Raw genomic sequence first — 18512 nt, forward strand, 5'->3', positions numbered from 1 at the left:
AATTTTCGGCGAATGTCGTCTTCATAGTATAACCAGATTGCTTGGGGTTATATGGTCAAGTGAAGAAGCGCATACGGTGGATGCCTTGGCAGTCAGAGGCGATGAAAGACGTGGTAGCCTGCGAAAAGCTTCGGGGAGTCGGCAAACAGACTTTGATCCGGAGATGTCTGAATGGGGGAACCCACCTAACATAAGTTAGGTATCTTAAGCTGAATACATAGGCTTAAGAAGCGAACCAGGGGAACTGAAACATCTAAGTACCCTGAGGAAAAGAAATCAACCGAGATTCCCTTAGTAGTGGCGAGCGAACGGGGACCAGCCCTTAAGCTGTATTGATGTTAGCGGAACGCTCTGGAAAGTGCGGCCATAGTGGGTGATAGCCCTGTACGCGAAAACATCTTTGCAGTGAAATCGAGTAGGACGGAGCACGAGAAACTTTGTCTGAATATGGGGGGACCATCCTCCAAGGCTAAATACTACTGACTGACCGATAGTGAACTAGTACCGTGAGGGAAAGGCGAAAAGAACCCCGGAGAGGGGAGTGAAATAGATCCTGAAACCGTATGCGTACAAGCAGTGGGAGCCTACTTTGTTGGGTGACTGCGTACCTTTTGTATAATGGGTCAGCGACTTATTTTCAGTGGCAAGCTTAACCGAATAGGGGAGGCGTAGCGAAAGCGAGTCTTAATAGGGCGTCTAGTCGCTGGGAATAGACCCGAAACCGGGCGATCTATCCATGGGCAGGTTGAAGGTTGGGTAACACTAACTGGAGGACCGAACCGACTACCGTTGAAAAGTTAGCGGATGACCTGTGGATCGGAGTGAAAGGCTAATCAAGCTCGGAGATAGCTGGTTCTCCTCGAAAGCTATTTAGGTAGCGCCTCATGTATCACTGTAGGGGGTAGAGCACTGTTTCGGCTAGGGGGCCATCCCGACTTACCAAACCGATGCAAACTCCGAATACCTACAAGTGCCGAGCATGGGAGACACACGGCGGGTGCTAACGTCCGTCGTGAAAAGGGAAACAACCCAGACCGTCAGCTAAGGTCCCAAAGTTATGGTTAAGTGGGAAACGATGTGGGAAGGCTTAGACAGCTAGGAGGTTGGCTTAGAAGCAGCCACCCTTTAAAGAAAGCGTAATAGCTCACTAGTCGAGTCGGCCTGCGCGGAAGATTTAACGGGGCTCAAACCATACACCGAAGCTACGGGTATCATCTTAGGATGATGCGGTAGAGGAGCGTTCTGTAAGCCTGTGAAGGTGAGTTGAGAAGCTTGCTGGAGGTATCAGAAGTGCGAATGCTGACATGAGTAACGATAATGGGTGTGAAAAACACCCACGCCGAAAGACCAAGGTTTCCTGCGCAACGTTAATCGACGCAGGGTTAGTCGGTCCCTAAGGCGAGGCTGAAAAGCGTAGTCGATGGAAAACAGGTTAATATTCCTGTACTTCTGGTTATTGCGATGGAGGGACGGAGAAGGCTAGGCCAGCTTGGCGTTGGTTGTCCAAGTTTAAGGTGGTAGGCTGGAATCTTAGGTAAATCCGGGATTCTAAGGCCGAGAGCTGATGACGAGTGTTCTTTTAGAACACGAAGTGGTTGATGCCATGCTTCCAAGAAAAGCTTCTAAGCTTCAGGTAACCAGGAACCGTACCCCAAACCGACACAGGTGGTTGGGTAGAGAATACCAAGGCGCTTGAGAGAACTCGGGTGAAGGAACTAGGCAAAATGGCACCGTAACTTCGGGAGAAGGTGCGCCGGTGGAGGTGAAGCATTTACTGCGTAAGCCCCTGCCGGTCGAAGATACCAGGCCGCTGCGACTGTTTATTAAAAACACAGCACTCTGCAAACACGAAAGTGGACGTATAGGGTGTGACGCCTGCCCGGTGCCGGAAGGTTAATTGATGGGGTTAGCTAACGCGAAGCTCTTGATCGAAGCCCCGGTAAACGGCGGCCGTAACTATAACGGTCCTAAGGTAGCGAAATTCCTTGTCGGGTAAGTTCCGACCTGCACGAATGGCGTAACGATGGCGGCGCTGTCTCCACCCGAGACTCAGTGAAATTGAAATCGCTGTGAAGATGCAGTGTATCCGCGGCTAGACGGAAAGACCCCGTGAACCTTTACTATAGCTTTGCACTGGACTTTGAATTTGCTTGTGTAGGATAGGTGGGAGGCTTTGAAGCGTGAACGCCAGTTTGCGTGGAGCCAACCTTGAAATACCACCCTGGCAACTTTGAGGTTCTAACTCAGGTCCGTTATCCGGATCGAGGACAGTGTATGGTGGGTAGTTTGACTGGGGCGGTCTCCTCCTAAAGAGTAACGGAGGAGTACGAAGGTGCGCTCAGACCGGTCGGAAATCGGTCGTAGAGTATAAAGGCAAAAGCGCGCTTGACTGCGAGACAGACACGTCGAGCAGGTACGAAAGTAGGTCTTAGTGATCCGGTGGTTCTGTATGGAAGGGCCATCGCTCAACGGATAAAAGGTACTCCGGGGATAACAGGCTGATACCGCCCAAGAGTTCATATCGACGGCGGTGTTTGGCACCTCGATGTCGGCTCATCACATCCTGGGGCTGAAGCCGGTCCCAAGGGTATGGCTGTTCGCCATTTAAAGTGGTACGCGAGCTGGGTTTAGAACGTCGTGAGACAGTTCGGTCCCTATCTGCCGTGGACGTTTGAGATTTGAGAGGGGCTGCTCCTAGTACGAGAGGACCGGAGTGGACGAACCTCTGGTGTTCCGGTTGTCACGCCAGTGGCATTGCCGGGTAGCTATGTTCGGGAAAGATAACCGCTGAAAGCATCTAAGCGGGAAACTTGCCTCAAGATGAGATCTCACTGGAACCTTGAGTTCCCTAAAGGGCCGTCGAAGACTACGACGTTGATAGGTTGGGTGTGTAAGCGCTGTGAGGCGTTGAGCTAACCAATACTAATTGCCCGTGAGGCTTGACCATATAACACCCAAGCAATTTGCTTAGAAGCGAATTGCGGTGTGTGAAGACGATACAAACCGAAAGTTTGCGAATCACAAAACACCAAATTCTATTACATACCCATTCGCTGGAGCGTGAACCGAAAGGTAAACGACCTGGCTACCGAATTTCTTGACGACCATAGAGCATTGGAACCACCTGATCCCATCCCGAACTCAGTAGTGAAACGATGCATCGCCGATGGTAGTGTGGGGTTTCCCCATGTGAGAGTAGGTCATCGTCAAGATTAAATTCCAAACCCCCTGTCTGCTAACGCAGACAGGGGGTTTGTTTTTGCGCCGAGAAAAGTTTCGGCGCGTCCGCGCCAGGCTTCAGATCGCCTGCAGCTAAAGTCCTGTAAATAGGCACAGTTATTTTGCAGCTCGCGCACTAGAATAGGCCCAGTCATTTACTGAGCCTGAGACTCCCTATATGCCAGATCCGGTTGACCCCCGCAGGGTGTCAGAATTACCGCTGGACGAGTTGGTGGCCTGTCATGAGTGTGATCTGTTGATGCGTAAGCCGCATCTCGCTCTCGGTGAGAAAGCCCAATGCCCGCGCTGCGGTTACGAACTCTACGCCCATAGGTACAAGGTGGTTGAACGCAGCCTTGCGCTTGTGATCGCTGCGTTACTGCTCTACATACCTGCGAACTTTTTACCCATCATGCAACTCAATCTACTGGGCCAGGCGTCGCAAGACACGGTCTGGAGTGGTGTGCTTGGCTTGTTCAATACCGGCATGCAGGGCATAGCTGTGGTGGTGTTCCTGTGCAGCATGGGTATACCGCTGCTCAAGTTGCTTTGCCAGCTCGCCGTATTGCTGAGCATTCGCTGGGATATTGGCCGTAGCTACGGTTTGCTGATTTATCGCGTTTATCACCATCTGCGTGATTGGGGCATGCTTGAGGTGTACTTCATGGGCGTGCTGGTGGCCATCGTAAAACTGTCCGATCTGGCTGAGCTGAGTCTTGGCCTGGGCCTGGTCTGTTTTGTCAGCCTGTTGCTGGTTCAGGTCTGGCTGGAAGTGGTGATGTCACCTCACCAGATCTGGCAGGCGCTTTCCGGGGAGGATGCTCATGCGGGCGATTGATGCGGGTATCTTGATCTGTGGTGAATGCCACGAACTGAACAGGCAAGACCCCGAAACCGACGAGCAAACCTGTACTCGCTGCGGTGCTCTGGTTCACGCGCGACGCCCCGACAGTTTGATGCGCACCTGGGCATTGCTGCTGACGTCGGCCATTCTCTATATCCCGGCCAACTTGCTGCCGATCATGACAGTCAACTCATTGGGTCAAGGCTCGCCGAGTACGATCATGGCGGGTGTCATTGAGCTGGTGCAGCACGGCATGATCCCGATTGCCGCCGTGGTGTTTGTGGCAAGTATTCTGGTGCCTACCTTCAAGCTGGTCGGTATCGCCTTGCTGTTGTTTTCGGTACAGCGCCATCAGCCCCTGTCTGCCCGGCAACGTATCATCATGTACCGATTTATCGAGTTCATTGGCCGTTGGTCAATGTTGGATATTTTCGTCATTGCCATTTTGGTGGCCGTGGTGAATTTTGGACGCATAGCCAGCATCGAAGCCAATCTTGGTGCCGTGGCGTTTGCCAGTGTGGTGGTGCTAACAATGCTTGCAGCTGTAACTTTTGATCCCCGACTGATTTGGGATAATACGGAGTCGGACGACGACCATGAGTGACTTGCCTACCGCTAAAACCCGCCCGGCTTCCAATTGGTCGGCCATCTGGATTCTCCCGCTAATAGCCCTGATCATTGGCGGCTGGTTGGGATGGCGTGCCTACAGCGAAACCGGCATCGATATCCAGGTGCGTTTCGAGAGCGGCGAAGGCATCGTCGCCAACAAGACCGAGGTGGTCTACAAAGGCATGCCCGTGGGCAAGGTGAAAACCCTGGCCCTCGACGAGTCTGGCCCCAGCAAAGGGGTGATTGCCACCGTCGAAATGGACAAGGATGTTGAGCAATACCTGAAAACCAATACCCGTTTCTGGCTGGTCAAGCCCAGCGTCACCTTGGCCGGTATCACCGGGCTCGAAACGCTGGTGTCGGGCAACTATATTGCGGTCAGCCCCGCCGATGGCGAGCCGGCACGCAAGTTCAAGGCGCTGTCACAAGAACCGCCCCTGTCCGACACCAAACCCGGCCTGCACCTGACGCTCAAGGCTGATCGTCTCGGCTCGTTGAACCGTGGCAGCCCGGTGTTCTACAAACAGATCCAGGTCGGGCAGATCAAGAGCTACGTGCTTTCCGAAGACCAGAGCACCGTTGAGATCAAAGTCTTTATCGAGCCGACCTATGCCAATCTGGTGCGCAAACATACGCGTTTCTGGAATGCCAGCGGCATCAGCATCGACGCCAACCTGTCGGGTGTAAAACTGCGCAGCGAGTCGCTGGCCAGCATCGTCGCCGGTGGTATTGCCTTCGCCACGCCAGAGAACCGTAAAGACAGCCCGCCCACCGATTCGAGCCTGCCGTTCCGTCTTTATGAGGACTTCGATGCGGCGCAGGCGGGGATCAAGGTTAAAGTCAAACTCAGCGACTTCGAGGGCCTGCAGGCTGGCCGTACGCCAGTGATGTACAAAGGTATCCAGGTCGGTAGCCTCAAGGGCCTCAAGGTCGACCCGGACCTGACCAGTGCCAGCGCGGAGCTGACCCTCGATCCGTTGGCCGAAGATTACCTTGTGCAGGGCACCCAGTTCTGGGTGGTCAAGCCATCCATCTCGCTGGCCGGCATTACCGGGCTGGAGGCACTGGTCAAAGGCAACTACATCGCCATTCGTCCAGGGGACAAGGGCAGTACGCCGGAGCGTGAATTCGTTGCCCGGCCCAAGGCGCCTCCGCTGGATCTGCGTTCGCCGGGCCTGCATATGGTGCTCTTCACCGAGAACCTGGGTTCGCTCGATGTTGGCAGCCCGATTCTCTACAAGCAGGTCAAAGTCGGTTCGGTTCAGAGTTATCAGTTCTCCCGCACCAAAAAGCAGTTGGTGATCGGTGTACATATCGAGAAGGAATACGAAAACCTGGTTAACGCCTCGACCCGTTTCTGGAATGCCAGCGGTATCACCCTGACCGGTGGTTTGACCGGCGGAATCCAGGTCAAAAGCGAATCGCTGCAAAGTCTGATGGCTGGCGGGATTGCCTTTGAAACGCCGGAAGCCAAAGCGCCGCTGCAAAAGCGCATTCCGCGTTTCCGCCTGTTCACCGACCGTGATGCTGCCATGCAGCAAGGCGTAGCGGTGACGATCAAGGTTGCGCGTGCCGATGGCTTGCGTGCCGGTACGCCGATTCGCTTCAAGGGGCTGGATGTTGGCAAGATCGAGAGTGTCGACCTGAGTGACGATCTGCAATCTGTGATGCTCCAGGCGCGTATTACCGAAGTCCCGGATCGCATCGCACGGGTGGGCAGCCAGTTCTGGGTAGTCAAGCCAGAGCTTGGCTTGATGAAAACGGCCAACCTCGAAACCCTGGTCACCGGCCAGTACCTTGAAGTGCAACCGGCGAGCAAGCAACTGGGACGCCAGACCAGCTTTGTTGCATTGGAACAGGCACCGGATGCCGCCGTACCTCAAGCCGGCCTGAGCCTGGTATTGAGTGCTGCCCGTCGTGGCTCGCTCAAAGAAGGCGTGCCGGTGACCTACCGTGAAGTGACTGTAGGCAAGGTCACGGGCTATGAGCTGGGTAGCACCGCTGATCGTGTACTGGTGCATATCCTGATCGAGCCACGTTACGCGCCGTTGGTGCGCAGTGGCAGCCGCTTCTGGAACACCAGCGGTTTCGGTGTCGACTTCGGCCTGTTCAAGGGCGCAACGATTCGCACTGAATCTCTGGAAACCCTGGTTCAGGGTGGTATCGCCTTCGCCACACCGGATGGCGACAAGCTGGGTACCCAGGCCCGCCCTGAGCAGACCTTTGCGCTTTTCGACAAGTTCGAAGACGAATGGCTGCAGTGGGCACCGAAGATCCCGTTGGGTAAATAAGCTGCAAAAAAAACCGCGATCAATGATCGCGGTTTTTTTATGCTTGGGATTTAGTCTCAGACTTCATCCAGTTCGGGTTCTTCAACAGCCGTCAGCACATCAGGTTTCACCTCGTCATGACGACGAATGTACTTCCAGTCGTCTTCATCGATGTAAATCCCGTTAGGGCCGCTGCCGCCCTCCAGGTCGATAGCCACATGGGCGCAGACCTGCGGTTTGACACTGGCCAGAATCGGCACAAAGCCTAACTGCAGACTGGTCTCGAGCAGGGCGGTCTGGTTTTTCTCGTCGATGTCCGCAGCTTCGTCCAGGTAGTACGGCAAGCGAATACGCCCGGCCTGATCGCGGTCCATCAAGTGCAACAACAAGTACATGTTGGTCAGCGCCTTGATGGTCATGGTCGTACCGTTGGACGCAGCGCCATCGATATCGGTATGGATCACCGGCTGGCCGTTGAGCTTGGTGATCTCGAACGCCAGCTCGAACAAGTCCTTGAGGCCCAACTGGTTATGGTTGGCTGCCACCAGGCGCGCCAGATACTCCTTGGCCTCTTCGTTCTTGTTGTCTTGCTCGGCGCTTTGGCTGAGGTCGAACACCGACAGGGTCTCGCCTTCTTCGTACTGACCGGCGCTGTGGATAATCTGATCGATATGCTTGAGTGCCTCTTTGTTGGGCGCCAGCACGATACGGAAGCTTTTGAGGTTGGAAACCTGACGTTTGTTGATCTCGCGGTTGAACAGCGCCAGTTGATGCTCAAGGCTGTCGTAGTCACTGCGAATATTGCGCAGCGTACGGGCGATGTCTGTTACTGCGGCACGGCGAGCCTTACCCAGGGTCAGGGCTTCCTCGGTGCGGTGGGCGTAGGCGTTGATCAGTAACTGCAGACGCCGCTCCATATCGTCTTCACTGTCGAACTTGGCCACACCCTTGAGGCGTACCTGGGCGTACAGCGCCTCGATCTGGCCGTCGCAACGCAACAGGCCCTGCCAGCTGTCCTGATAGTCGTTGAGCAATGGCAACAGGTTGTCCATCGAGTCGTCGACCGGGTCCATAAAGGGCGTGCCAAAGGGCAGGTCGGCTGGCAGCAGTTGGCGTCGACGCAGGCTGTCATCCAGGGTGCGCTGCTTGGCTTCCATATCGCCAATCTGCCGGCCTACCAGCTGCAATTTGGCCGACAACTGCTGGACGCGTTCGGTGAAGGCATCACTGGAACGCTTCAATTCGTCCTGTGCGGCTTCAGCCTGAGCCAGTTGTTCGAGCTTTTCGCCTTCTTCAGCGCTTAATGTCTGGCTGCGACGGAAATCCTCCAGGGCCTTCTGTGCATCCAGTACTTGCTGATAGAGGGACTCGGCTTCGCTCTTGCTCGCAGCGCGGTCAGAGGTCACGGCTTGCTGGGTTTTCAGTTGCTTGAGTTCTTTTTCCAGACGCTCTTTCTGCTCGCGCAACGCCGCGCGGTCGGCCAGTGCCTGCAGGGCAGGGGGCTCGATATGGCTGAGGTCGATAGACAGGCCCGGCGCTTCAAAGCGTTCGCCTTTAAAACCGTCGAGGATCAGCTCCAGTGACTTGACCCAGGCATCGCTGTCATCCAGTGCAATCCCGTGCTCACCCAGGGGCAGGCTGAACAGGGCGCTGTTGAACAGACGCATCAGGCGCTCGACATCCTGTTGCGAAAACTCTTCGCGCAGGCGGGCGTAGCTGTTGTTGTCGGCATGATCGAGTTGCTGCTTGACCGACTTGAGGCGTTTTTCCAGGTCGCGCAGGCGCTCGTCCAGATCCTCGGCACTGAACTGACGCGACTGCGCCAACGCGCCAGCCAGTTCGTCATGGGCGTCCTTGGCACTTAGCAATTGCTGCTCCAGCACCTTGACGTCGTCGACGAGGGCGAAGCGATGTTTGAGCACCGACAATTCGCCGAGCCAGCGCTGGATGCCGGAAATTTCCCGCTCCAGACGCATCAACTCCTGAGTGCTGCTGCGCTGATCATTTTGCAGCCTGTCCTGCTCGTTGCGGTAGTGCTCGGACTGGATCAGCAGCTCTTCCTTGCGGGCCCCTGCGTAGTCCTGCCAGGTACCGAGCAGGGAGTCGAGCAGCGGTGACAGGCGATGCAGTTTGCCGCGCAGCAGGTCGCGCTGGCGAACACCTGCGGCCAATGCCTCGACCAACGGTCCGGCGCCGACCAGTGCGTTGTAGTCCTGTTCCATGCGTCGTACATCACGGAAGGCTTCTTCGCATGCCGCAATGTAATCCACGCTACCCGAACGCAGGCTGTGTTCGAACGCATCGAGGAACAGTTGCTTGAGCTTGGCGGCGGTGATTTCGCGCATATGCAGCAAGTTGATAAACAGTGCGCGGAAGGTCTTGAGGCTCTGCTCGCTGGTGGAGCGCAGCGGGATCAGGGTCAGGTCCAGCGGGATCGACGTATGCCCGCCCACCAGCAAACGCCGTAGCTCATCAGGCTTTAGCTCGTAGGCTTTGAGGCCATTGCGCTCAAGGTTGTTGAACAGTTCCTTTTGGCGCAGACAGGTGTCGTCTTTCTGATAGTGGGCCAGGTCCAGTTTGCCGGCGTAGGCAAAGAACTGGTGGCCAAAGCCACCACCCGGGCCGCGCCCCACAACACCTATTACATGGGGCCCGTGGGGCAGGGACACTTCGACCAGGATATAGCTGGTGTCCGAAGCAAAGTAGAACCGTCGTGACTGCTCAAGGCTGTATTTGCCGAAGCTCATATCTGACATGCGCGCCAGAATCGGGAACTGCAGGGCGTTGATCGATGCCGACTTGCCGAGGTTGTTCGCCCCGTAGACTGACAGCGGATGCTCCAGCGGGAACAGCCCCAGGCTGTAACCGGCGGTGTTCAACAGGGCAAAGCGGCGAATGCCGTGGCGTTCCTGGCTCATGCGTTCATCTCCTGTTGTTCGTCGGCAATGGCGCGGGCCAGTGCATCGTCTTCGTCATCAATGTCGTCATCGGCCAGCACCGGCGCAGGCAGCGGCAGGATGCTGTGCAAACTGGCCGCCAGATCGCGGTCTTGCTGTACCGACAGGCACACATCAAGAAAACGGTGCATGGGCGGCAGAAAGCGATAGATGCCGGGTTCTTCACTGGCAAAACCGAGCTGGGTCATGCGGCGCATGATCTTTTCTTCCAGTTCGTCCTGGCTGGTGACCTCGGCCTGTACAAACAGGTCGCGGTATTTTTCCAGCAGCGCGGGCAATTCGTCGCGACCCAGGCTGCCACCGTCGAGCACGGCAATCGGGTCGCGGCCCTGATCGGCCAGATGCTCAACGATGATGAAGGTGAACAGCGCCAGACGCTGCGCGGTCTTGTTGACCTGCGCGGTGGCGGTGTCGGGCACAAAGTAATAGAAGCCGCGGGTATCACACACCAGCTCAAAGCCCAGGGCTTTAAACAGGGCGCGGTATTGATCCTGGAAGTTCGACAGTTGCGCGTACAGCTCCGGGTCGCGGCGGCTGACGTGATAACCCTTGAACAGCTCACGAAAAATCGGTGCCAGCTGGGACAGTTCAGAAAGATCAAGATGCATGCAGAGGGCTCGCAGTAGTCTGGGTTGCATCTTCGCTGTGGGAAAGCAGAGCGAAGGAGCGCAGGCTGACCAAATGTTCGTGGGTGTGGTAATCGCGGCGCTCAAGGCGTTCGCGCACGAAGCGTTTTTCACGGGACAGGCGCGAGAACCAATACAGCAATTCGTCGGTGTCGCCGTCGGGCTCCTGGGCCAGGAGCCAGCTCATCAAGTCCGGCATTGGCAGCGCATCGCTGCAGCGATCGAGCATTTCCTTGACCGTGCGCGGGGCCTTGGGTGTTTCGCCGCGGTGGACCTTATGCGCCTTGGGAAATTTCGCCGGTTTGGCTTCGAAGCGGGCCAGGGCATAAACATAGGCTTCGACTTGACTGGCACTGCCCAAAAATGTGCTCTGCGGGCGGGTGAACATCGGCATGGCTGCTTGCGGCACTGCGTCCAGCCCTTTACGGCGGATGGCGGCCAGGGCCAGCGCGGCACCGCGGGTCACGGCGTTGTGCCGGCGTGCTTCCTCACGCAATGGCAGCAGCAGCTCGCGGGCATGGCGCAGGGTCATCTGGGCGCTGGTCTGCATTTCGAGGATGCGCGCATGGGTGCGCAGCAGCATGTCGTCGTCCACCAGGTGGCCGAGACGTTGTTGTTCGCTGAGCATGCGCAGCAGAACCACTTCGACCTTGCGCACGCCTTGCTCGAAAGCGCCATCGGCGTTTACCAACTGAATCATGGGTTCGACGTATTCATCCCAGGTTGCCAGCACTTCGGCATACCGCTGGCGCAACGGAATTTGCCGGTCGCTGGTCTTGGCCCGTTCAGCGACGGCCACCAGCGCCTGTTCATCGTTGGCGAGTTTTTTTAAAACATCGCGTACCCGCATGTCGAGCAAACGCAGCTGGCGCGCCAGATCATGGCCGTCACGAATGTCGAAGGCATCCTGGATGTAGCCTGCCAGACGCTCGAGATGGCGCAGGTAGGCTTCGATTTCCAGGCACAGGCCAAGGCGGTGCTCGTGGCGCAGATAGGCGAGAAAGTCGTGGATCTGGGCGTTGAGCTCGAAGCGGTTGGGGCTTTTGGCAACCGGCACCAGAATATCCAGACGAATCCAGGCATCGAGCACGCTGGTGATATCTTGCGGCGTGCTGTCCATCTGATGAGCGGCCAGTTGCAGGCGCAACTCGTTCAGGCTCAGGGTGCCTTGGTCGAAGTGTTCACACAAAGGCTCAAGGAGTGCCCAGTGCTCAGCGAGGGCACGTAAAACGCGCTTGGGTTCGATCATGGGAGGGCCAGTCAATTGGCAAGTAAAGGCCGCGATTGTACTGCAACGTGCGGTCGAGTCATCACTTGGCGGATCAACTGCGGGCGGGAAGGGCAGAAGGGCGGTAGAATCCCCCCTCTTTAGTTATCCACAGATGGCCGACCTTTGTTGAACGAGTCCCGCCGCCGCGCTTTTTTGACCGCCATGCAAGTGGTCAGCTGGTTGCCGCGCACTGAACTGCCGTTTGCCGCGCCTTCGCGGCCAGAGCTGCTGGTGCTCCCTGAGCCGCCGGCAGAGCCTGTGATCACCCGCCCTGCGGTCGCGCCAGCGGTTGTGCCGGGCAAATCTGGCGAGCGGCCAAAAATCGAAATGCCACGGCCTTCGGTCAGTCGCCCTGTCAGCAAACCTGTGGTCGCAGCCGAGCCCGCACCTGTCACGGCCAAGGTTGTAGCGTTGCCACCGCCGCGTTTTGCCCTGCAGTTACTGCGCGCCGGGCGCTGCCTGGTGCTGGTGGAGTTACCCACAGGTGGCGCCTTCCAGAGCCGCGACCCTGCCTATTTATTGTTGAAAGACATGTTGCGTGCTGCTGGCTTGCCCGATAGTCCGCAAATCATTGGCGAGCCGGTGCGCTGGCCATTGTTGCGCCGTGGCAATGTGGATCAGGGCCCGGATGCGGCGCGTGAGTTTGTGCAGGGCTTTGTCATGGCCCGCCTGGAAGAGGCGGAATGCGCCTGCTTATGGCTGATCGGGCTGCCTGCGGTGCGTTTTGCCGGTGAGGCGGATGCCGAGGCATTCAATACTGAACTGCAAATTGAAGGGTTGGGCTGCGCATGGGCGCTGCCGGGCCTGGAACTCTTGATGGAAGAGCCACAGCGCAAAGCGCAGGTGTGGCAAGCCATGCGCCGGCTGATGGCGCGCTGGAAACAAAATGATGAGTGATGCAGTAACTTTTCGCCCGATGACCGAGGCGGACCTTGATGCGGTCTTGAAAATTGAATACGCCGCTTTCAGCCATCCCTGGACCCGAGGCATTTTTCTCGACGGTCTGGGCAAATACCATATCTGGCTGATGTTTGAAGGTGAGCAGCAAGTGGGGCATGGCGTGGTGCAGATCATCCTCGACGAAGCCCATTTGCTCAATATCACGGTCAAACCCGAGAGCCAGGGCCGTGGCCTGGGGCTCAAGCTGCTTGAGCACCTGATGTCGATTGCCTACCAGCATGAGGCGCGCGAATGCTTCCTCGAACTGCGCGACAGCAATACTGCGGCGTTCAAGTTGTATGAGCGTTATGGCTTCAATGAAATCGGCCGTCGTCGCGACTACTACCCGGCTGTGGGTGGGCGTGAAGATGCGGTGGTGATGGCCTGTACGCTGGTCGACTGACCCTGTGGGAGCTGGCTTCCAGCTCCCATCAAGACTTCAGCGCTCGCGCCCCACGGGGTCGATTTCTGCCAGCTCTGCTTCATCCAGCCCTTTGCCAGCGCCGATTTCGTCTTCATCGACCAGGCTCAAATCCCAGTCAGCAGCACCGTCCGGGCTCTGCGCTGCCTCCTTGGCATCGCGGGCGCCGTCTTCGCGAATCAGCATCTCCTGCTCCAGGTCGTCGTCATTGAGGCCCAGGTCCAGCTCGTCATCCAGCGCCGCCCTGTGCTTGACGCCGACATCGTCGACAAACAAGTCGCTGATGGGCTCATAGGTATCGTCATCATCAAAATCCAGTGGCTCTACCGAACCCATGGCGTCTTCGATATCGTCGATGGGCGCGGGTTGTGGTGCCCCGTAGGGGCGACGTGAATCAGTCATGGTAATTCCTCATACTCTGGGTGCTTTAATACGATGACTGTAGCCATTGCTGAAGATTCCACCCAACTGACCGCCGGAATGTCATGGGGCAAGTGACCCCGACCGTTGGTCGGCTGTCAAATCAGCGCATCAACTCTTGAGGCTTCACCGCATGAACGAACTACAAGATCTGATTGATAACAACGAGCGTTGGGCCGACGCGATCAAGCAGGAAGATCCCGACTTCTTCGCCAAGCTGGCTCGCCAGCAAACGCCGGAATACCTATGGATTGGTTGTTCGGATGCGCGCGTACCGGCCAACGAAATTGTCGGCATGTTGCCCGGCGATCTTTTCGTGCACCGCAACGTGGCCAATGTCGTGTTGCACACGGACTTGAACTGCCTGTCGGTGATCCAGTACGCGGTCGACGTTTTGAAGGTCAAACATATTCTGGTAACCGGCCACTATGGCTGTGGCGGTGTGCGCGCATCGATGAAAGACCAGCAGATGGGGCTGATCGATGGCTGGCTGCGGTCCATTCGCGACCTGTATTACGAGAATCGTGAAGTGCTGGCGTTGTTGCCTACCGAGGAAGAGCGCGTCGACCGTTTGTGCGAGTTGAACGTGATCCAGCAGGTGGCGAACGTCGGGCACACCAACATTGTGCAAAATGCCTGGCATCGCGGGCAGAAGCTGTCGGTGCATGGCTGCATCTACGGGATCAAGGACGGTCGCTGGAAAAGCCTGAACACCACGATCAGCGGCCTTGACCAGTTGCCGCCGCAGTATCGCTTGCGGCCGGTGGGCGCAGTATAAAGTTGCATGCATAACCTGTGGGAGCGGGCTTGCTCGTGATGGTATCGACGCGGTTTTCCTGTTTTACCGCGCCGCCCGAATCGCGAGCAAGCCCGCTCCCACATTGGGTTATGAGTTCGCTTACGGCATTACTGGCGGCGTATATGCCAGCGTTGTCCCCAATGCCCATAGCAGAAACAGCACCAGAGGCGTGTGCACCAACAACTGCACAAACGAAAAGCCGATCAAGTCCCGCGCTTTCAAGCCCAGTACGCCCAGCAGCGGCAGCATGTAAAACGGATTGATCAGATTGGGCAGCGCCTCGGCGGCGTTGTAGATCTGCACGGCCCAACCCAGGTGATAGCCCAGATCATTGGCCACCTGCATCACATACGGTGCTTCGATAATCCACTTACCGCCGCCCGACGGAATAAAAAAGCCCAGAATTGCCGAATACACCCCCATCAATAACGCGTAGGTGTCATGCGACGCGATCTGTACGAAAAACGTCGAGATGTGATGGGCCAGGGTTTGCCCGTCAGTCCCCTTGACCACTGTCATCAGCGCTGCAATCGAGCCATACAGCGGAAACTGGATCATCACCCCGGTGGTGGTTGGCACGGCGCTGGTCACGGCATTCAGAAAGCTGCGCGGACGCCAGTGCAGCAGCGCGCCGAGCATCAGGAACAAAAAGTTATAGGTGTTGAGCCCGGAGATGGCGCTGATCGCCGGCTTGGTCGAAAACTCATGGAACAACCAGCCCGCGGCCAGCAGCACCAGTAAAATGGTCAGCAGCGGGCTGTATTCCAGCCACTCGCCCGGGCGTGTACGCGGCGGCAGTTGTGGCGAACTGAAGCTCGGGTCAATACCGCAGGCAGCTGCGTCGCGGGCCGACTCTGCGCCGGGGGCGGTGGCGTAGGCGACAATCAACGACACCACCACCAGCGCCGCCAGCAACACGCCGGACTGCCAGAGAAAGATGGTTTCGGTGAAGGGAATAACCCCGGTAATCGCCAGAATCGACGGCGGCAAACTGGCAGGGTTGGCCTGCAACTGCGCCGCCGAAGACGACAACCCCAGTGCCCATACCGCGCCCAGCCCCAGGTACGCCGCAGCACCAGCGGCACGATAGTCCATGCGCAGGTTGGTACGCCGGGCCAGCGCCCGTACCAGCAACCCGCCAAAAACCAGCGACAGCCCCCAGTTGAGCAATGACGCGACCATTGAAATCAACGCAACCCAGCACACTGCCTGGCGGCCGTTTTTCGGCACCCGGGCCAGTTTGTCGATCAATTTGACGGCAGGCGGCGAGCTGGCCACCACATAACCGCCAATCACTACGAAGGCCATTTGCATGGTGAAAGGAATCAGGCTCCAGAACCCGTCACCAAATGCCATTGCGGCATCGGTGGGTTTGGCGCCCATCAGCATCGTGGCCAGTGCCACCGTGATCACCGCGACAGCAGCGAACACCCATGAATCGGGGAACCAGCGCTCGGCGAAGTTCGAACAGCGCAGGGCGAAACGTGCAGAGCGGCTGTCTGTAATTTCAGCGGCCATGGGAAGTACCTCGGTTTTCTTATGATTATTGGATGGCCAATCTCAGCGCTTGCGCCCGGACATTTGCCTGGCGAGCACAGTAAATCAATCGGTGAGGCATGCCGATGCTCAAATGAGTAAAAGCGTGGTTTTACCCCGGTCATGCAGGCCATGTTTTTTGGATGAACGGTCATGTTCGGCGCTCCAGAAAACCCGTTTAAAGCCGATTCTGTTGCACGCATTCTTTCATTGCTCCAGGTATCCCATGTTCAACACACGCTTGAAGCAAGAGCTGGCGGCTCTTCGCGAAGAAATATCCAGCCTTCAGCAAGTCCGGGAGAGCCTTGACAGCGAAATGCTGGTGCTCTCCCTGAGCGCCGATGGGCGTATTGAAACGGCCAACCACAACTTCACCGAGCAAATGTTCTACGCCAGTGCATCGCTGGCGGGGCTGCATATTGACGAGCTGGTGCCCGCGCACCTGAAGAACGACGAGCACTATCGCCGTTTCAAAACCGCCATCAACCGCATTGAACATTACAGCGGCACTATCCGGTTGCTGCGTGGCAACGGCCAGGAGGCCTGGCTGCGTTCGATCATGCAGCCGATCCTGGATTCCACTGGCCGGGTACTACGGATTTCGATCTTTTCCAGCGATCTGACACGCACCATTGAAAGCTCCCGGGATCACGAAAACCTGATGAGCGCGCTGATGCGCTCCACTGCGGTGATCGAGTTCAACCTCAAGGGTGAGGTGCTGACTGCCAATGAGCGATTTCTCTCGGGCATGGGCTACACCCTGGCGCAAATTCAGGGCAAACATCACCGCATGTTCTGTACCCCGCAAGAACAGAACAGCATTGAATACCAGGCTTTTTGGCAGCGTTTGAATGCCGGTGAATTTGTCGCGGCGCGGTTTCAACGCATCGATAGCCACGGCCGGGATGTATGGCTGGAGGCCACCTACAACCCGGTGCGTGACGCCAACAACACCCTGTACAAAGTGGTCAAGTTCGCCACGGTTATTACCGCTCAGGTCCATCAGGAACAGGCGGTCAGCGAAGCTGCAGGCATTGCCTACAGCACGTCACTGCAAACCGACAGCAGCGCCCAGCGCGGCACTAAAGTCGTGACCCAGGCTGTAGCGGTCATGCGTGGTCTGGCCCGGCACATGCAGCAGGCAGGTGAGGGAATTGAAGCCTTGAGCGATCAGTCGCAAGTGATTGGCAGTATCGTCAAGACCATTAGCTCAATTGCCGACCAAACCAACTTGCTGGCGCTTAACGCCGCCATTGAAGCTGCGCGCGCCGGTGAGCAGGGCCGCGGCTTTGCCGTTGTGGCTGACGAAGTGCGGCAGCTGGCGTCGCGCACCAGCAAGGCTACTGAAGAAATCATCAGTGTGGTGCGGCAAAACCAGGACATGGCCCGTGATGCCGTTACCCTCATGACAGAGGGCACGCTCCAGGCAGAAGAAGGGCTGGCGCTGGCCGCGCAAGCAGGCACGGTGATCGTCGAGATTCAGGAAGGCGCACAGAAAGTCGTTAACGCTGTAGGGCAGTTCGCCAACCAGCTGTCGTCCTGAGCCTTGATATGCAGGGGTTGAACTTAAGAAAAAACCCCTATTAGTGACGGAAAAAGTACTGGTAGGAGTAAACTCGGAGCTTTCCAAAGGAGTTTCTATGAGTCTCTACCAGTCGAGCATTCTTGCCAAACCGATACCTTCGCAAGCGCGTTACATGTTTTTCGCCCTCAAGTCAGTAGAAGCTTTGCCGGCTGCACTGGACACCTTGTCGCAGTGGGTGGATGGCAAAAGCGTGGTGGCCGGTTTTGGTTCGCCGCTGGTATTGGCCCTTGGCGCGAAAGTCCCGGGCTTGCGGGTGTTTCCTGCGATCAATGCCATGGTTGAAAACCCGTCGACCCAGCACGCACTGTGGCTGTGGTTGCTGGGTGATGACCGCGGCGAGTTGCTGCACCGCAGCCAGGCCATCGAGACTGCATTGGCGCCAGCCTTCAACCTGCTGCAAGTGACCGAAGGCTTCCGTTATGGCACCGACCGTGACCTGACCGGCTACGAAGATGGCACTGAAAACCCGGTGGATGAAGCGGCTGTGGACGCGGCCATCGTTGCCAATGCTGGCGCCGGGCTGGACGGGGGCAGCTTTGTGGCCATTCAGCAGTGGCAGCATGACCTGAACGGTTTTGCCGCACTGCCTTCCGAGGAGCAGGACAACATCATGGGCCGTCGCAAGAGCGACAACGAAGAGCTGGACGATGCGCCGGAGTCGGCCCACGTCAAACGCACTGCTCAGGAAAGCTTCACCCCTGAAGCTTTTATTGTGCGTCGCTCCATGCCGTGGACAGAAAACGGCAAGTCCGGGCTGATGTTTGTCGCCTTTGGCCGCACGCTGAACGCCTTTGAAGTGCAGCTACGACGTATGAGCGGTCTTGAAGACGGCATTATCGACGGTTTGTATCGTTACAGCCGTCCACTTAACGGTGGCTACTACTGGTGCCCGCCGATGAAAGACGGACGGATGGATTTGAGTGCGGTCCGGGTTTTGTAAAAAACACGGGTGCCCTGTAGTCGCTGAGGAGCGAAGCTACTACAGGATTTACGCGGTTTCAGGAATTGTCTGATTAT

13 protein-coding genes and 2 rRNA genes are annotated in these 18512 nt (G+C 57.1%); 10 read left to right on the top strand and 5 right to left on the bottom strand.

The features are described from left to right. Nucleotides 1-53 precede the first annotated feature (53 nt). The 5 genes from CJU81_RS05045 (at nt 54) to CJU81_RS05065 (ending at nt 6963) form a co-directional block, all read left to right on the top strand. A 23S ribosomal RNA gene (locus CJU81_RS05045) occupies nt 54-2947 on the top strand. A 149-nt stretch (nt 2948-3096) separates the two neighbouring features. After that, nucleotides 3097-3212 (top strand): 5S ribosomal RNA (rrf, locus tag CJU81_RS05050). A gap of 185 nt (nt 3213-3397) precedes the next feature. Continuing rightward, nucleotides 3398-4057 (top strand): paraquat-inducible protein A, encoded by a 660-nt coding sequence (locus CJU81_RS05055; protein ID WP_095035757.1) that lies wholly within the window; start codon nt 3398-3400, stop codon nt 4055-4057. Continuing rightward, entirely contained in the window at nt 4044-4667 is a 624-nt protein-coding gene (locus CJU81_RS05060; protein WP_095003217.1) for a paraquat-inducible protein A, read from the top strand. Before CJU81_RS05055 ends, CJU81_RS05060 begins: the two co-directional genes overlap by 14 nt. Further along, nucleotides 4660-6963: a PqiB family protein gene (locus CJU81_RS05065; RefSeq protein ID WP_095035758.1), complete on the top strand. Its 2304-nt coding sequence runs from the start codon at nt 4660-4662 to the stop codon at nt 6961-6963. Before CJU81_RS05060 ends, CJU81_RS05065 begins: the two co-directional genes overlap by 8 nt. 56 nt (nt 6964-7019) lie before the next feature. Here the strand turns inward: CJU81_RS05065 and mksF are convergent, their stop codons facing one another. Genes mksF through mksB form a run of 3 tightly spaced genes read right to left on the bottom strand, consistent with a single transcriptional unit; the run spans nt 7020 to nt 11774 of the window. Further along, nucleotides 7020-9860 carry an Mks condensin complex protein MksF gene (gene mksF / locus CJU81_RS05070; RefSeq protein ID WP_095035759.1) on the bottom strand — a complete coding sequence of 947 codons (2841 nt, stop codon included), beginning with the start codon at nt 9858-9860 and terminating at the stop codon, nt 7020-7022. Then, nucleotides 9857-10507, bottom strand: coding sequence for an Mks condensin complex protein MksE (gene mksE, locus CJU81_RS05075; protein ID WP_095035760.1), 651 nt, complete (start codon nt 10505-10507; stop codon nt 9857-9859). Before mksE ends, mksF begins: the two co-directional genes overlap by 4 nt. After that, entirely contained in the window at nt 10497-11774 is a 1278-nt protein-coding gene (gene mksB, locus CJU81_RS05080) for an Mks condensin complex protein MksB (RefSeq protein WP_095035761.1), read from the bottom strand. Before mksB ends, mksE begins: the two co-directional genes overlap by 11 nt. Before the next feature lie 144 nt (nt 11775-11918). Here mksB and CJU81_RS05085 point away from each other — a divergent pair, with 144 nt between their 5' ends. Continuing rightward, on the top strand, nt 11919-12692 hold the full coding sequence (locus CJU81_RS05085) for an energy transducer TonB (protein WP_095035762.1): 774 nt from the start codon (nt 11919-11921) through the stop codon (nt 12690-12692). Further along, a complete protein-coding gene (rimI, locus tag CJU81_RS05090) occupies nt 12685-13137 on the top strand; it encodes a ribosomal protein S18-alanine N-acetyltransferase (RefSeq protein ID WP_016781701.1) in 453 nt (150 codons plus the stop codon). The genes CJU81_RS05085 and rimI overlap by 8 nt, the downstream gene beginning before the upstream one ends. Nucleotides 13138-13173: 36 nt before the next feature. On the opposite strand, the gene CJU81_RS05095 is transcribed toward rimI, so the two are convergent. Continuing rightward, nucleotides 13174-13557, bottom strand: a complete 384-nt coding sequence (locus CJU81_RS05095) for a serine kinase/phosphatase (RefSeq protein WP_176464802.1) — start codon at nt 13555-13557, stop codon at nt 13174-13176. A 151-nt stretch (nt 13558-13708) separates the two neighbouring features. Here CJU81_RS05095 and can point away from each other — a divergent pair, with 151 nt between their 5' ends. Beyond that, on the top strand, nt 13709-14353 hold the full coding sequence (gene can / locus CJU81_RS05100) for a carbonate dehydratase (RefSeq protein WP_095035763.1): 645 nt from the start codon (nt 13709-13711) through the stop codon (nt 14351-14353). A 120-nt stretch (nt 14354-14473) separates the two neighbouring features. Here can and CJU81_RS05105 read toward each other — a convergent pair whose 3' ends face one another. Then, complete coding sequence (locus tag CJU81_RS05105) at nt 14474-15892, bottom strand: short-chain fatty acid transporter (RefSeq protein ID WP_095035764.1); 1419 nt, start codon at nt 15890-15892, stop codon at nt 14474-14476. A gap of 244 nt (nt 15893-16136) precedes the next feature. Here CJU81_RS05105 and CJU81_RS24345 point away from each other — a divergent pair, with 244 nt between their 5' ends. Together CJU81_RS24345 and CJU81_RS05115 are read left to right on the top strand one after the other, a co-directional pair. Beyond that, nucleotides 16137-17453 (top strand): methyl-accepting chemotaxis protein, encoded by a 1317-nt coding sequence (locus tag CJU81_RS24345; protein ID WP_095035765.1) that lies wholly within the window; start codon nt 16137-16139, stop codon nt 17451-17453. Between the two features lie 97 nt (nt 17454-17550). Beyond that, nucleotides 17551-18435: a Dyp-type peroxidase gene (locus tag CJU81_RS05115; RefSeq protein WP_095035766.1), complete on the top strand. Its 885-nt coding sequence runs from the start codon at nt 17551-17553 to the stop codon at nt 18433-18435. Nucleotides 18436-18512 lie beyond the last annotated feature (77 nt).

It is taken from the genome of Pseudomonas fragi (assembly GCF_002269505.1).
Classification (GTDB): Bacteria; Pseudomonadota; Gammaproteobacteria; order Pseudomonadales; family Pseudomonadaceae; genus Aquipseudomonas; species Aquipseudomonas fragi_D.